Source organism: Pseudomonas shirazica (assembly GCF_015168335.1).
Taxonomy (GTDB): Bacteria; Pseudomonadota; Gammaproteobacteria; order Pseudomonadales; family Pseudomonadaceae; genus Aquipseudomonas; species Aquipseudomonas asiatica.
On the sequence record NZ_CP063456.1, the window covers coordinates 2,979,441 to 2,994,497 of the forward strand.

Below are 15,057 nucleotides of genomic sequence, written 5' to 3' on the forward strand. Positions count from 1 at the left end.
GTAGATCATTGAAGGTCGGATAACAGGGACTGGTAACACCGCAGGATCTGTTCGCGGCGTGGCCGGCCGTTGGCGGTCAGGGTTTGCCCGGCGGCACTCAAAGGTTCGGGCAGACGCCGCCAGGCATGCACCCGGGCATAGTCCGGCAGGCCGGCATTGGCCTGGCGGATGGCCTGTTCCAGGGTGTGGTCGTCAGCCTGCGGGTCCAGCGCCCAGATCAACGCCAGGTTGTATGCCAGGCCTTCGCCGTGGACGAACGCCTGGGCGATCACCCCGCCCTGGGTCAGTTCGGCCTCGACCCATTCGGGGTTGACGTTGCGCCCGAAGCTGGTGCTGTACTGGTGCTTCTTGCGCCCGGCCAGGTACAGGAAGCCGTCGCTGTCGAAGTGGCCCAGGTCACCGGTCGACAACCACGGCTCGCTGAAGGGTGGTTCGCCCAGGTAGCCGAGCAACGCCGAACCGGCCACCTGCACTTCGCCATCTTCGGCAATGCGCACCTGCACATGCGGCAGCGGCCGCCCGACACTGCCCGCACGATGCGCCCCGGGGCGGTTGAGGCATACCACCGAAGCGCATTCGGACAAGCCATAGCCCTCGAACACCGGTAGCCCGATGGCCTGGGCCCGGGCCAGCAGGCTCGGCGCCACCCGCGCGCCGCCCACCGCCACGAAGCGCAACGGGCCGACCCGCATCAGGCCGCGCTCGATGGCAGTGACCAGCCCAAGCAGCAGTTGCGGCACCAGGATCAGGCTTTCGGCACCACTCAAGGCGATGGCGCCCAGCAATTGCTTGAAGTCGACCTGACTGGCACCGCGAAAACCCAGTTGCGCCTGCGGATACAGGGCAATGCTCGCCCCGGCCAGCAGGGCCGCGTACAGGCCCAGGTTTTCCAGCAGCACCGCCAGAGGCAATACCGCCAGGTACTTGCCTGGCGCCGTGGGCCGGCTGGCAGCCTCCAGCTCATGCGCTACCCGCAGCATGGCCTCGGCGCTCAGGCATACGCCCTTGGGTGCACCGGTACTGCCGGAGGTGTAGGTAATCTTCGCGGTACCCGGTGGCAAGGGTGCGGCCGCTGGCGGCTGCCGGCTCCAGAAGCGCTCACCGGCAGAGAAGCCGCTGGCGTGCAAGTCGTCAGCGAAGGCCTCGTCGGCCAGCGCCAGCACAGCCCCGCTCTGTGCCAGGCAGTGGCGGCGCTGGGCGCTGCTGAAGAACGCCGGCAGAATAACGATGGGGCGCGCCGCGAACAGCGCCGCCAGGTCCCAGAACAGCGCCTCGGGACCGTTCTCCAGGGCCAGAGCGAAAGTGCCCGGTGGCTGCGCGCTCAGCCAGGCCTGGCGTTGCTCGACCTCGTCCAGCAATTGTTGATAGGTGAACGGCCCGCCAAGGCCCAGCAACGCCGGTTGCGCCCCTCGGTGGCGGGCATGCAGTTGCAACACTTCCCTGAACAGCTGGCATTCACGCGGCATGGCCGGCCTCCTGCACGCTCGCGGGCAAGCCCAGCCGCTCGAAAACGCCGCCGCGGGCCAGGGCTGCATGGCCGTAGCCGATGTTGCCGACGAACACTTGCGGGTGCTGTGCGTAGTAACTGCCCCAACTGTCGGCATCGCCGTTCAGCCGGCCAGGGTCGGCCACGGCCAGCGCCGTCGGCACCAGGCCCAGGCGATGAAAGCTGTTGACCAGGGTCGCGGCACCGGTGAAGGCCACCCACTGCAAACCGCGGGCAGCCAGCAACCAGGTCACGGCAATGATCATGATCCGCGCGCTGCCGGCGCTGAGCGCGGCCAGGTTGCCCACTTCGACCAGCTGTGCACGGCTCACCGAGCTGCCAGACAGCCGGGTCACGGCCGCTTCCAGCGGCTCATCCAGATAACGCTCGAGGAAGGTCGGCCCACTGCTGGCCAGGCGTATGCCGGCGGCGGCCATCAGGCGCCCGTGGCTGTCATGCAGGCCGAGCAGTTCGGGCAGGTAGTGCTGCACGTCGGCGTGGTGCGCGCAGGCAAAGCGGGCGTGAATGAACTGTTCCAGCTCGTCGCGCCCGGGCTCCCCCGAGCGTTTCAGCGTCATGCGGGCAAGGCGCTCGCCGTGGCTGCCGATAGCCAGTGGAAACAGGCTGGCGCTGTCTGCCTGAGTCATGGCGGTCCCCCTTTCAAGTCAGGTGTTGGGGGCAGTATCAGGGGGCAATCTGAAGCCAATCTGAAGTGCTACATTTGCCATTGCCCTCACGCGCACCAACAAGGAAAACAGATGCGCCACGAATTCAGCGAAGTGCTCAACGACCTGGTCGACTACTTTCTGCTCGGCGATATCCAGTTGCTCGAGCGCTTCAAGCAACAACATGAATTGCCCGACGACCTTGCCCATGCCTTCACCCACGGCGACAGCGGCGACCAGGCCGTGCGCGAAGGGGTCGTGCTGCCACTGGCCGGGGTCGATAACCTGCCCTACCGCATCCTGTTCACCCTGGACAACCATACCCCGGCCCTGCGCGAACCCGGCAGCCGCCTGAAGCACCGCCGCAATGGCTATGTGCTGCAGGTCGAGCACGGTGCGCTGATGCTGTACACCTGGCGCATCCTGCAGCACTTCACGCCCAAGACACTGGGTGACCTGATGGCGCGTTACCAGGTGCCGGGGCGGCCGATCATCGAGCTGGACAATGGCTGGTATGACGTGGAGGTGCTGGCGGGTGCACTGGTGCGGGACGGGCTGTACGAGCCAGCGTTCGAGTTCGTGTTGAAGAAGCGCTGGAGCCGCGGCGAGGCTGCTGGGGTGGATACCGGGTATGCCTTTGGGTTGCGTGGCTATTTCGACTGATGGGTTGACTGTACCGGCCTCTTCGCGGGCTTGCCCGCGAAGAGGCCGGTACAGTCAGCCTCAACCTTCAAGTGTGGTTGATATCGCGGTCCTTGGTCTCCGGCAGGAAGAAGATCCCCAGCACCGCCGTCATCACTGCAATCACGATCGGGTACCACAAGCCGTAATAGATATCCCCGGTCGCCGCCACCATGGCAAACGCCACGGTCGGCAGGAAGCCGCCGAACCAGCCGTTGCCGATGTGGTAAGGCAGCGACATCGAGGTGTAACGGATGCGTGCCGGGAACAGCTCCACCAGCCAGGCCGCGATCGGCCCGTAGACCATGGTCACGTAGATCACCAGAATGGTCAGCAGCAACAGCACCATCGGGTAGTGGATCTTCGCCGGGTCGGCCTTTTCCGGGTAGCCGGCTTCCTTCAACGCCCCGGTCAAGGTCGCGGTAAAGGCATCGCTCTGTGCCTTGAAGTCCGCTGCCGCCAGGCTGCGTCCATCAAAGCTTGGCAGTACCCGTTCACCAATGCGGATCTGCGCCACGCTGCCAGGTTCTGCCGCTTCGTTGGTATAGGGGATGGCCCGCTTGGCCAGCAGGCTCTTGGCGATATCGCACGAACTGGTGAATTTGGCCTTGCCCACCGGGTCGAACTGGAACGCGCACTGGGCAGGGTCTGCCATCACCACCACCGGGTTCTGCTCCTGGGCGACGAACACGTCCGGGTTGCCGTACTGGGTCAGTGCCTTGAAGATCGGGAAGTAGGTCAGCGCGGCGATGATGCAACCGGCCATGATTATTTTCTTGCGGCCGATGCGGTCGGACAGGCTGCCGAAGAAGATGAAGAACGGTGTGCCGATCAATAGCGAACCGGCAATCAGCAGGTTGGCGGTCTGCGGCTCGATCTTGAGCATCTGCAACAGGAAGAACAGCGCATAGAACTGCCCGGTGTACCACACCACGGCCTGGCCGGCGGTGCCACCGAGCAGCGCCATGACCACCACCTTGAGGTTGTCCCAGCGAGCGAACGATTCGGTCAGTGGCGCCTTGGACGCCTTGCCCTCGGCCTTCATCTTCATGAACACCGGCGACTCGTTGAGTTGCATGCGGATGTACACCGAAATCGCCAGCAGCAGTATCGACAGCAGGAATGGCACTCGCCAGCCCCAGGCCTCGAACACCTCGTTACCCATGGCCGTGCGGCAGGCCATGATCACCAGCAGCGAGAGGAACAGCCCCAGGGTGGCCGTGGTCTGGATCCAGGCGGTGAAAAAGCCGCGCCGGCCCTTGGGTGCATGTTCGGCCACGTAGGTGGCCGCACCGCCGTACTCGCCACCCAGTGCCAGGCCCTGCAGCAGGCGCAGGCTGATGAGGATGATTGGCGCTGCCACGCCGATCGTGGCATAGCTGGGCAACAGGCCCACCACAGCGGTGGACAAGCCCATGATGACGATGGTGATGAGGAAGGTGTACTTGCGCCCGATCATGTCGCCCAGGCGACCGAACACGATGGCGCCGAATGGCCGCACGGCAAAGCCGGCGGCAAAGGCCAGCAAGGCGAAGATGAACGAGGTGGTTTCATTGACCCCGGCAAAGAAGTGCTTGGCGATGATCGCCGCCAGAGAGCCGTAAAGGTAGAAGTCGTACCATTCGAATACCGTGCCCAGGGACGAGGCGAAGATGACCTTGCGCTCCTCCCGGGTGATACCGCGTTGGGGCGCGCTGCCCGTGGATGTGCTGTCGAGAACCGCCATGGGGTGCCTCCGTCTTGTCGTCATGCAGGCCGGGAGCACCTCATATTTTTTTCACCGTCGCACCCAGGCCCTGGGGGGCTTGCTTTGGATATGCGAAGCACGACGAGGCGGGCCGCCTCGGATCGCAGCAAGGTAAATGAAGCATAATAGGCTTTGCCGGGATATCCACCTGAACCTTGCGCGATCCCTACCTCTCGCGGGTGTGCAGGTTGCTCATGGAGCCTGCGTTGCCGGTACCGGCCCTTTCAGCTCGACCTGGTTGCCATCGGGGTCGTAGCAGTACAGCGACAGCCCCTCGCCTTCGGCGCCATAGCGTTTTTCGGCAGGTTCGACTTTAACCCCTGCAGCTTGCAGGTAGGTCGTAAGTGCCGCCTCGTCGAACGGCTCGATGCGCAGGCAGAAATGGTGCAGGTTGCGCCCCTCGGCCCCCGGCGCCGCACCACCTGGCTGGCCCAGGGGACCATCCAGGGTCACCAGGTCGATCATCGCCGTGCCCGTGGCCAGGTGGACCATGCCCAGGTCGTCGCGCACGCGGCTGACCGTGCAGCCGAGCAGCTCGGTGTAGAAGGCGACACTGCGCTCCAGGTCGCTGACCCGCAGGACGAGGTGGTCGATGTGCTTGATGACGAATGGTCGCATGCCAAGGCTCCTTGTGGCCGCTGGATTCCTGTGGGAGCGGGCGTGCCCGCTTTGGCTCATTGGTTTGCCAGGGGCCTGTAGGAGCAGCCTTGTGCTGCGAAGAGGTCGGTACTGACAATGCTTGTCTGTTGACTTTACCGGCCTCTTCGCAGCACAAGGCTGCTCCTACAAAGGACGCACCAAGCGAGCGATATCTGTTATCTGCGCGACAGCGCAGCCCAAAGAGCTGGACAACCTCCCACAAGGGATCACGCAAGCCCGATGAGATTCACCACCATAGCCCACGTGCGCATGGCATGACCATATGCAGTTATTCGTTTACCAACCGTTGCAGAACGCCCCCTTCATGGCGGGTGAGGATGCGCAGCAGTTGATCGACCAGCGCCCGGTCCGGCGCATCCAGGTGGAAGTGGTGCCCGCCCGGATGCCAGGAGATCTTCGCCTGGCTGGGCAAGGCCGCCTGGCGCCGGGTAAAGGCTTCGCCGGTGAATGCCCCCTGGCGCCCGAACAGCAGGTACAACGGGCAACGGATCTGGCTGAGCAGGTCGCAGGCTTCGCGCTCGGTCAGCGGCATGGGTTCGGGCAGCACCAGGCGTGGGTCGTGGCGCCAGCAATAGCCCTCGCCCAGTTGCAGCAGGTCACGCAGCGCCAGCAGCCGTGCCGCCTCTTCCGACAGCTCGGTGTCCAGGCGCTCGCGGCGTTGTTCCAACGCCGTGTCCAGGTCCTCGAAACGGTCGACGTCCGGCTCGGAAAAACCCTGCAACTGGCTGCGCTGCACCATGCGCTTGAGCCGGTAGGCCCGGGCCAGGTGCTGCACGCGGTCATCCTCGGCCACCGTGAACGGTGCGCCCATGCCGTCGAGGAAGGTCATGCTGGCAATACCGCTGGTCATGGCCGCCAGCAGCGACGCCACCCCGGTGCCCATGCCATGGGCCAGCACATGGAATTGCGACAGGCCCAGGCTGTCGGTCACTGCCAGCATGTCCTCGGCATGTTCCCACAGGTAGTAGCCACTGTCGTGGCGGCGATGGTCCGAGCGGCCGTGGCCAACCAGGTCGGGGGCGACCACGAAGCAGCCGTCGAGCATCGGTGCCAGGCGTTCGAACGAGGCGGCGTTGTCCAGCCAGCCGTGCAGAGCCAGCACCGGGATGCCGTCCTCCGCCCCCCAGGTGCGTACCGCTATTTCAATACCGTCGAGGTCCAGCAGGTGATCCTTGGGACTGCACAGCGAATGCATCGTAGTTCTCCCTGATAGAACGCCGGCCCATGGCCAGGCATCACATGACGCCGGCCCATACCCCACGTGCCGGCGTCATCCACACGACATGCCTACCCCATGCCTTGCTTCACCATCTCCCAACAACCCTGCCCGCGCTGCTCCCCTACCGACGCTCTCGTGCACAGGACCGACCTGTGCATTCAACTAAATACCACCGCATGCCGAGGCGAAACCTGTCGACTGGCCCCTCCATCGACCACGGAGACTTCAGCATGACCAGCACACCCATGCCTTTCCATCAGGCCCAGATTGTCCGTAACCTGCCTGACTGGTGCCGAACGATGCACCCTGACCATACCCGCCGCGTCGTACAGAGCATCCGCAAGGACTACCTCGACGAAAACGGCTCGCCTTACGCCTGGTACACCGCAGCCAGCGATGAAGACAAGGCGCGTTTACGGCAGCTGATCAGCGCCCGCGATGCCGAGTTCAAAGCTCTGCGGGCCTTGCTCGAAGACTTCAGGCAGATCAGCGAATTCTGCAAGCCTTTGCTCGAGAGCCGGTTGGGCCCGGATGTCAAAGCGGACAAGGCCCAGTACCTGCACCAGCCGTTCAAGGTGTACACCACGCTGGTGAATGTCCCCGGCCTCGATTTCTCACTCGGCGGTGACGATACGTACATCAAGCGCCCCGAAGGGTCACCACAGAAGCGCACGCTGCTGGAGGCCGCCCTGCACAATTTCGAAGCAACCGACGAAGTGGGCCCGTTCGACACCCTGACCCTTGGCCCGGACGACGACGCCTCACTTCCTGGGCTGGAGCCCGAAGCGTTCGTGAACCTTTGCCGAAGCCTGGACCTCGGCCGGCAGTATCAAGACCACCTGCAGAGTATCTATGAAGGCCCCAGAAAAGCCGCAATCGAGCAGCAGTGGATCGATGCAAGCCAGCAGGCACTGAAAACCGAGGCAATGATCGCCTACCTCAAGGGCCTGTTGACGCTCAAAGGCCACAGTGCTCTGGTACAGCTATGCGACAACGAAAGCACGCCGCGTTACGGCGAACACAAGCTTCGCTGCTGGCGCTTCAGCCTGTTCGGCATCCCGCTTCATGGCGTACTGCTGATAGGCCCTGATGAAGCCGACCAGACTAACCCCTGCATGCTCTACATTCCCCATGATTCCGAACACCCGGTGAGGGAGTTTGCTTCCTTGCAAAAGGCCGGCTCGCTCATGCGTCAACGCCTGCTGCAAACCACGTTTCGCCAGCACTTGATCAGCTTCGCTGACCAGGACAACCAGGTCGAACTGAGCCGCAAGCTCGAAAATGCCCTGTTCGAGCATGGCACCTCCACGCGCAAACCCAAGGACAAGCCTGAGCTGCTCTTCAAGCGAACCCGCCTGGCCTTTCCCATCTGGCAAGTGCTTTACAGGGACCACAAGCGCCGCATCAAGGCGAATGCCAGAACGATCGCAGTACCGACCGCAGATGCCGACGCCAAGGCACGCAAGGAACGGCTGCAGCACTGGCTGGACGCAGGCATGAACGTACTGAACGTGGCCGCCTTTTTCGTGCCTGGGCTGGATGCCGCGATGCTTGGAGTATTTGCCTACGACCTCATGGATTCGGTATTCACCGGGTTCGAAGCCTGGGAAGAAGGCGATACCCAGGAAGCGCTGCAACAACTCGAGTCACTGGCCATCAATGCCGCCGTGATCGCCGGTTTTGCCATCGGCAGCAGCGCGGTCAAGGCATCAGGGTTCGTCGATGCGCTGGAAAGCGTCTGGAAAGGTGGCCGCGAACGGCTTTGGCACCCAGACATGGGCCCTTACAGCACTTCGAGCTCGTTGCCGGTGGGTGTGCAGAAAAATGCCCAAGGGCTCTACATCATCGGAGGCAAAACCCACGTTTGGCTTCAAGGCAAACTGTATGAGGTGTTCGAAACCGACGGACAGTGGCATGTGCGCCACCCCGACGCCCCCGATGCCTACACTCCGGCCTTGCGCTACCTCGGCGACCAGCGCTGGCAGTTGGCCCACGACAACCCGCTCGAATGGGACGATGCGCAGTTGCTCGAGGGGCTGGGCCGGTTCGGCCAGGGGCTGGATGCATCGGAGCAACTTGCCGCATTGCGCATTACCGAAGTCGACGCAGACACCTTGCGTCGCAGCCAGGTCACCGGCTCGCAGCCGCCGGCTCTGCTGGCCGATACCTTGTTGCGCCTGCGACTGGCTGACGACGTGGAGGGCATCATCACCCGAGTACGTCATGGCCAGCCTTTGGCTGCACATATGAACTTCGCGCTGCCGGAACTGGTACAGCTGCCTGGCTGGCCCGCGAACTACAGGCTGAAGGTCTTCACCGGTGCCGAAAAGTGGGGGGACGCAGTCTACTTCGGTGCGGAGCCAAAAGCCGACACGCTGCAGATCGAGATCGGCCGCGAAGAGCTTGACGATGGCGAACTGAGCAAGATTGTCCTGGCGGGGATGGATGAAGATGTCATAGAGCAGCTACTACCCGATACGCCAGTAGAGCAGCGCCCGGGCGCCCTTAACGAGCTATTGGCCAACCGCCTGTCAGCACGTCGTCGCGAAGTCTTCGCGAGCATGCTGGAAAGCCATCGCGCACCGCTTGGCGACGAAGCGCAGACCTTGGGCCGCCAGTTCCCCGGTTTGCCTGACAATGCCCTGGAAGAACTCGTCGCGCATGCCGACAGCACCGAACGCGAACGCCTGAAGAACGGGCGCGTGCCCTTGCGCGTGGCTGAAGAAGCCCGCTACCTGCAAGCTCGTGCCCGCCTCGATCGTGCCTTGACCGGCCTGTACCGAGCAGACCTGGCCAATGCCGACAGCCAACTGCTGCGTGATGCATTGGTAGCCGAACAGCCGCAGGCGAGTGAAGCCGAGCTGTTCGCCAGCGCCCTCGCCGACCGCTCGGGCTGCGCGGTGCTGCTCGGCCAGCAGCCAATCAGGCCTGGTTTTCGCTCACCCATGCGCCTGGCACATGGGCGAATCGGTTACCCGCTCAGTGGCCGAGGAGCAGGCCCTTTCGGCGAAAGCGCCGCGACACGCCGGCTCAAGTCACTTTTCCCCTCACTGAACAGCAACGAGATCAGCGCCTTGAGAGCCGAACTGAGCCAGACCGGTGACCTGGGCACGGCAGTGCGGCAACTGCAGGCAGAGTGGCAAGATCTGAAACGCTATCTGGAAACGTGGTACCTGACCGCACGCAACATCAGCCAGCGCTTCGAGCGACAACAATGCGCCGACCGCCTCAAAGCCGCCTGGCGACGGGAGGGTCCCGGCAACCTGGGCACACTCGTGCTGGAGCGAATGCAGTTAGGCGAGTTGCCAGCGATCACAGCCAGCCTGCCCCACATCCGTGAACTCAAGCTGGACGAGCTGCAACTGCAACGACTGGACAGGGCGTTCCTGTCACGCTTCCCCAACCTGCAAGTGCTGGAAGTGACCAACAACCGTACAATTGACGCGCAAGCACTGTTCGAGGCACTTGAATCGGTGCCCAGGCTGCGCACGCTGGATCTGACCAACAACACCCTTACTACCCTCTCACCCACCGCACAACGTGTGCTGGCGGCGATGCCAGACCTGCGCCAACTGAATTTGCGCCGCAACCAGCTGACACTGGATGAAGCGACATTGACTTTCCTCTGCGGCCGGCCATTGGATGTCCTGAGGCTGGGGCACAATCGCATCACGCTCGATGAAAACCTCTCCACGCGCTTTCAGGACATGATCCATCCGCAGCAACTGGACCTGGACTTCAACCCGCTGCAGCACGCGCCTGATGTACGCTACATGGCGCGGCTGCAGCGCCTGAACCTATCCAATGCTCAGTTGCAGGCATTTCCTACTGGCCTGACCACGTTGATGAATCAGCCACAGTACCAGTTGCGCTACCTGGACCTCTCATCCAACCGTATTCACCATGTTCCAGACCTCGAAGGTATCCTGCGCAGCCCCTATGCGCGGGACGTCGCCGCCCGCTTGCCCGAGCGCCGCTGGCTCTTCAACTACAACGATCTGGAGACCGAGTCGGCCAGGCGCCTGGGAGCCAGCGGCGTCAGTATCTTCGAGCACACGCCCGAAAGACAGGAGTGGCAAGGGTTCTGGCGCAATGTCGCGACAGACCCTCAAAAGCAGCTGTGGTCCGACCTGTTCGACCAGAACGACAATGGCGACCTGCAAGCGGTGTTGGAGCCCCTGACCTACTCGTTGGTAGCGCGAAGGGATCCGGATGGCCTGCGTGCCCGAGTGTGGGCACTGTTGAAGCAGGCCCACGAGGATACAGCGCTGCGCGAGCGGTTGAACGAGGTGGCGCATACCTTCCCACCCACTTGCGGCGATGCCGGCGCAGATGCATTCAGCGCCCTGGAAGTGGAGTTGCTGGCCAGCCAGGCCTCAGGGCGGGCACGGGACACGGCCAAGCCGCTGCTCGACCTTTACCGCAAGCTGTATCGTCGCGAAAAAGTCAACGAACTGGCGGACCGCATCAGCACCCATCGCATCATGCGCAGGGCGGCGCTAAGTGGAGATGCCGGTCAGTTACCGGACCTTGACGTGCTGGATGTCCCTGCGGCAATCCCTGATGCGGTCCTGGCCAGAGAACGGGTCGACGATATCGAAGTTCGCCTGGCACTGCGCCAGTCCTTGGCCGAAGAGCTCGATTTCCCCGAACCTAGCAGCGGCATGATTTATCGCCATTTCGCCAACATAAACCAGCAAATCGTCGACAACGTCCGCGCTGCTGTGCTCGAACTCGATGCCGATTCCACCACCCGACAGCAGTGGACGAGCAAACAGCCGGTCTGGGCTGACTACCTCAAGCGCCAATATGCCAACCAGTTCGAAGCCATTACCGACTTCTGGCGCCCGGGCCTCGATTACCTGTTCTATTGCCTGGATGAAACTCAGGAGCCGGTCACGCACCTGGACGACGCGATATTACGTGCATTGGCCCCGGAAATGCCTGACCCTGCACTGGACGAAAACGGCACGCTACGTCGGGTTCCTCTCAATGAGCAAGCCTATGTCAGGGCTACGAAAGCCTTGACCGAGGCACAGCAGGAGGTGGAAGCCGGGCTACTGCTGAGCCTTACCCGGCAAGCGGACGTCCTCGATGCCTGAAGGCTGATCAATGACCTCGCAGGTCTTCGAAGAAGGCCTGCCGTCCATCCACCTGGCTCGACGCACGCGGCGCTGCCGCCGCCTCTGCGTTGGCCGCCTCCACATGCCAATAGCAGTGCCTGACCGCGCGGGTTACCGCCACATAGGCCAGGCGCTGCACCTCTTCCTTCTGTGCGGTATCGAACGGCTGGGCATCACCGGCCTTGCCCAACCCGGCCTGGCGATACACCTGGTTCTTGTAGGGCGAGCTGGTCAGGTACTGACAGTCGCCCAGCATGAACACTGCATCGGCCTGCAAGCCTTTGGCACTGTGGTAGGTCAACTGCCGCAGACGGCGCTGCTCGGCCGGCAACGCCGCTTCGGCGTGCAGCACGCCCTGCAGGTGCTCGTTCATCAGCGCCCTGTCGCTGCCCTTGCGGTAAAGCATCATCACCGTCTCGCCACGCTGGTAGTGCTCGATCAGCGTTTCACCCAGGGCTGCCTCGTCACGGTCGAATACCTTGACCGGCGAGCCTGGCAACTCGGCCGCCGGGCCACTGGCCCGGGCTTTCTTGCCGGCTATCGCCGGGGTGCCCTTGACCAGGTGCTCGGCCGCGTCGATCACCTGCTGCTGGCAACGGTAGTTGTCGACCAGCATCACCCGGGTGTTGGCCGGCGACGGGAAGGCCTTGGTGAACTCCATGAAGTACTTGGGCGAACTGCCACGCCAGCCGTAGATCGACTGCCAGTCGTCGCCCACACACAGCAGCGACGAATGCTGGGCATGGCGCCCGATGTGCATCGCCGGGCCGCGACGACGGATCTCGGCGAGGCTGGCCCGCAACCAGCTGACGATCTGCGGCGACACATCCTGGAACTCGTCGATCATCAGGTGCGCCAGCGGCCGCAGCAACGGGTCGGGCAGCAGTTGCAGGTTTTCCGGGTTGTTCTCGCCGAACAAGGCGAACATGCGGTTGTAGCTCATCACCGGCGGCGACTGGTCCAGCAGGTGGGCCTCCAGGGCCTTCCAGTACAGGGCCAGGGCCTCGAAAAACAGCGCATCGCTGTCGCCGGAGGGGAAGCTCATCGCCGCCACGGCAGTGTTCACTTCCAGGCCGAGGTTCTCGATGAAATTCGCCGCGCCGACAAAGGCATCGAGCAGTGGCGCCGGGGCCAGTTCGCCCTTGACCTTGTATTCGAAGCCGGGGCCAGCCACGGCATCACCGGCCAGCGAGGCTGCCAGGCGCCGGGCCATGGCGTAGTTGTCGAGCCAGATCAGCGGCCGGTCGCAAAATGCCTGCAACAGGGTGCGCTTGACCGCCCACTCGGCACGCACCGCCAGCTTGGCGCCGGGGCGCTGGTACTGCGCGCTTTCCGCAGGGTCGAAGCCCAGCACGAGCAAAGGCCCCTGGCCGGCCAGACGACCATGCACATGGAAGCGGCTGCCACGGATCTCGATGGTCTCGCGGCAGGGTTCGATGCCCTTGATCGGCCAGGCGCCGGCGGCGAACCACAGGTCTTCGATCACATCGCACAGTTCTTCGTCGCGCTGGGCGGCCAGCTGGGTTACCTGGGCGCGCTTCTGCACATCGGGGTTGTTCGGGTCCAGCGGCTTCAGCTGCAGGGCTTCGCTGCGCAACAGGCCGACCAGCTCGGCAAAGCGCGGGCTCTCGCCCAGCAGCGTGCTGTAGCACTGGTTCAGCTGCTGGCGCTGGGCATCGTTCAGGCGTAGGTCGAACGGGTTGCTCTCGGCCTCGGCTTCACGCCCGGCCGGCATCTCGTTGCCCAGCGTTTCGAACGCGCGCACCTGGCCAAAGCCCGGCAGGCTGCGCACCAGCGGCAGGATGCGCGAATGGAACGTGCGCACAAGCTCGCGGGCCTGTGGCGGTTGCAGGTTGATCTGCCACAGGGCGAAAACCTGCAGCAGGCGCTTGATGAAGTCCTTGCGCGACTCACGGGTGAAGGTGACCACGGTCATCGCATCCAGCTCGTAGCCCAGGTAGTGGCGCAACAGCAGGATGCGCAGCACCAGCGAGGTGGACTTGCCCGCCCCGGCCCCTGCCACCACGCAGGTGGACGGTGTGTCACTGAAAATCAGCTTCCATTGCGCGGCACTGGGTTGCGCCTCGGCGGGCAGACGCTGGGCGACATCGGCCTTGAAACGCTTTTTCAGCTCGGCAGTCAGCGGCAGGCGCCAGTCATCGAACAGGTTGTCATCCCGGCCCGGTACGGCGGCGGTGTCTGGCCGGGTGTCGCGGATCACCAGCACCTGGCGCCCGGCCTCGTAACCTTCCACCCGCCCGCGTTCAAACCCTTCACGCACGCCATCGGCATGGCCACTGCGCTGGCCGCTGGCGTGGCCGAGGAACCAGGAGTCGCGGTGCTGGGCCTGCAGGCGGGTCAGGCCACGCCCCAGCAGGCGGGCCGCCAGGCGGCGAAACCAAGGCAGTTGTGCAGGAGGGGTAAGGTCGGCGGGGGCCTGGGGTTGCTCGTGGGCCACGGTCACTCCGTTGAAAAACAAAATCAGCGGGCATGTTCGCCGCATCGACAAAAAATCGCCAGCGAATGCTTGCAGATCAGCGATGAAGCGAATAAAACACTCTATCGCATTAAATCAACTTTACTGATTGTTTTAAGCCGATATTTACGCTTATTTTCGATGCTTCTTTGACGCATCATGGCCTCATTCCACTGATTCAAGGAGCACGACCATGCTGCAACTGCGACCGTTCGAAAGCCTCGGCCACGCCAACCACGGCTGGCTCGACGCCCACCACCATTTCTCGTTTGCCGAGTACTACGACCCGGCACGCATGCACTGGGGCAACCTGCGGGTGTGGAACGACGACCTGATCGCTGCCGGCAGCGGCTTCCCGCCGCACCCGCACCGCGACATGGAAATCATCACCTATGTGCGTGAAGGCGCGATCAGTCACCAGGACAGCCTGGGTAACAAAGGCCGTACCGAAGCCGGTGACGTGCAGGTGATGAGCGCCGGCACTGGCATCGTGCATAGCGAGTACAACCTGGAAGACGTCGACACGCGTATTTTCCAGATCTGGATCGTGCCGGAGCGCACCGGCGAAGCACCGCAATGGGGTACCCGGCCGTTCCCCAAAGGTGAGCGTGGCGAAGGCTTCGTGACCCTGGCCAGCGGCCGTGCAGGCGATGAGGACAGCTTGCAGATCCGCACCGATGCGCGGTTGGTGGCTGCCACCTTGCGGGCCGGTGAAACTGCCGAGTACCGCTTCGATACCGCTCGCCGGGGTTACCTGGTGCCGGCCAAGGGGCTGGTGGAGGTCAACGGGCTGCGTGCCAAGGCGCGCGATGGCGTGGCGATCGAGCAGGAGGAGGTGCTGCGGGTGACCGCCATCGAGGACAGCGAGATCGTGCTGGTGGATGTGGCCTGAGGCTTTCGCCTTGCGACGCGTTCTCTGTAGGAGCGGCCTTGTGTCGCGATCGGGCTGCGCAGCAGCCCCTCGATTTCAGCTGCGCTGCACATATTGCCGGGTCCGCCT

General features: G+C 63.6%; 9 protein-coding genes. 3 read left to right on the forward strand and 6 right to left on the reverse strand.

The genetic code is table 11. The features are described from left to right. Positions 1 to 5 precede the first annotated feature (5 nt). A complete protein-coding gene (locus tag IMX18_RS13585; protein WP_217190843.1) occupies positions 6 to 1,466 on the reverse strand; it encodes an AMP-binding protein in 1,461 nt (486 codons plus the stop codon). Beyond that, positions 1,456 to 2,133 (reverse strand): thermostable hemolysin, encoded by a 678-nt coding sequence (locus IMX18_RS13590; protein ID WP_015269965.1) that lies wholly within the window; start codon positions 2,131 to 2,133, stop codon positions 1,456 to 1,458. The genes IMX18_RS13585 and IMX18_RS13590 overlap by 11 nt, the downstream gene beginning before the upstream one ends. A 111-nt stretch (positions 2,134 to 2,244) precedes the next feature. Between IMX18_RS13590 and IMX18_RS13595 the strand changes: the two genes are divergently transcribed. After that, positions 2,245 to 2,814, forward strand: coding sequence for a hypothetical protein (locus tag IMX18_RS13595; protein WP_013972078.1), 570 nt, complete (start codon positions 2,245 to 2,247; stop codon positions 2,812 to 2,814). A 67-nt stretch (positions 2,815 to 2,881) separates the two neighbouring features. Here IMX18_RS13595 and IMX18_RS13600 read toward each other — a convergent pair whose 3' ends face one another. From IMX18_RS13600 to IMX18_RS13610, 3 genes are all read right to left on the reverse strand, one after another. Beyond that, on the reverse strand, positions 2,882 to 4,558 hold the full coding sequence (locus tag IMX18_RS13600; protein WP_013972077.1) for an MFS transporter: 1,677 nt from the start codon (positions 4,556 to 4,558) through the stop codon (positions 2,882 to 2,884). Positions 4,559 to 4,771: 213 nt separating this feature from the next. Next, positions 4,772 to 5,197 carry a VOC family protein gene (locus IMX18_RS13605; protein WP_015269964.1) on the reverse strand — a complete coding sequence of 142 codons (426 nt, stop codon included), beginning with the start codon at positions 5,195 to 5,197 and terminating at the stop codon, positions 4,772 to 4,774. A 310-nt stretch (positions 5,198 to 5,507) separates the two neighbouring features. Next, on the reverse strand, positions 5,508 to 6,434 hold the full coding sequence (locus tag IMX18_RS13610) for an alpha/beta fold hydrolase (protein WP_015269963.1): 927 nt from the start codon (positions 6,432 to 6,434) through the stop codon (positions 5,508 to 5,510). 254 nt (positions 6,435 to 6,688) lie between these two features. Between IMX18_RS13610 and IMX18_RS13615 the strand changes: the two genes are divergently transcribed. Then, positions 6,689 to 11,560: an NEL-type E3 ubiquitin ligase domain-containing protein gene (locus IMX18_RS13615; protein WP_325169219.1), complete on the forward strand. Its 4,872-nt coding sequence runs from the start codon at positions 6,689 to 6,691 to the stop codon at positions 11,558 to 11,560. Between the two features lie 7 nt (positions 11,561 to 11,567). Here IMX18_RS13615 and IMX18_RS13620 read toward each other — a convergent pair whose 3' ends face one another. Further along, positions 11,568 to 14,084, reverse strand: coding sequence for a UvrD-helicase domain-containing protein (locus IMX18_RS13620; protein WP_100413703.1), 2,517 nt, complete (start codon positions 14,082 to 14,084; stop codon positions 11,568 to 11,570). Positions 14,085 to 14,250: 166 nt separating this feature from the next. Between IMX18_RS13620 and IMX18_RS13625 the strand changes: the two genes are divergently transcribed. Then, positions 14,251 to 14,949, forward strand: a complete 699-nt coding sequence (locus tag IMX18_RS13625) for a pirin family protein (protein ID WP_013972071.1) — start codon at positions 14,251 to 14,253, stop codon at positions 14,947 to 14,949. Positions 14,950 to 15,057 lie beyond the last annotated feature (108 nt).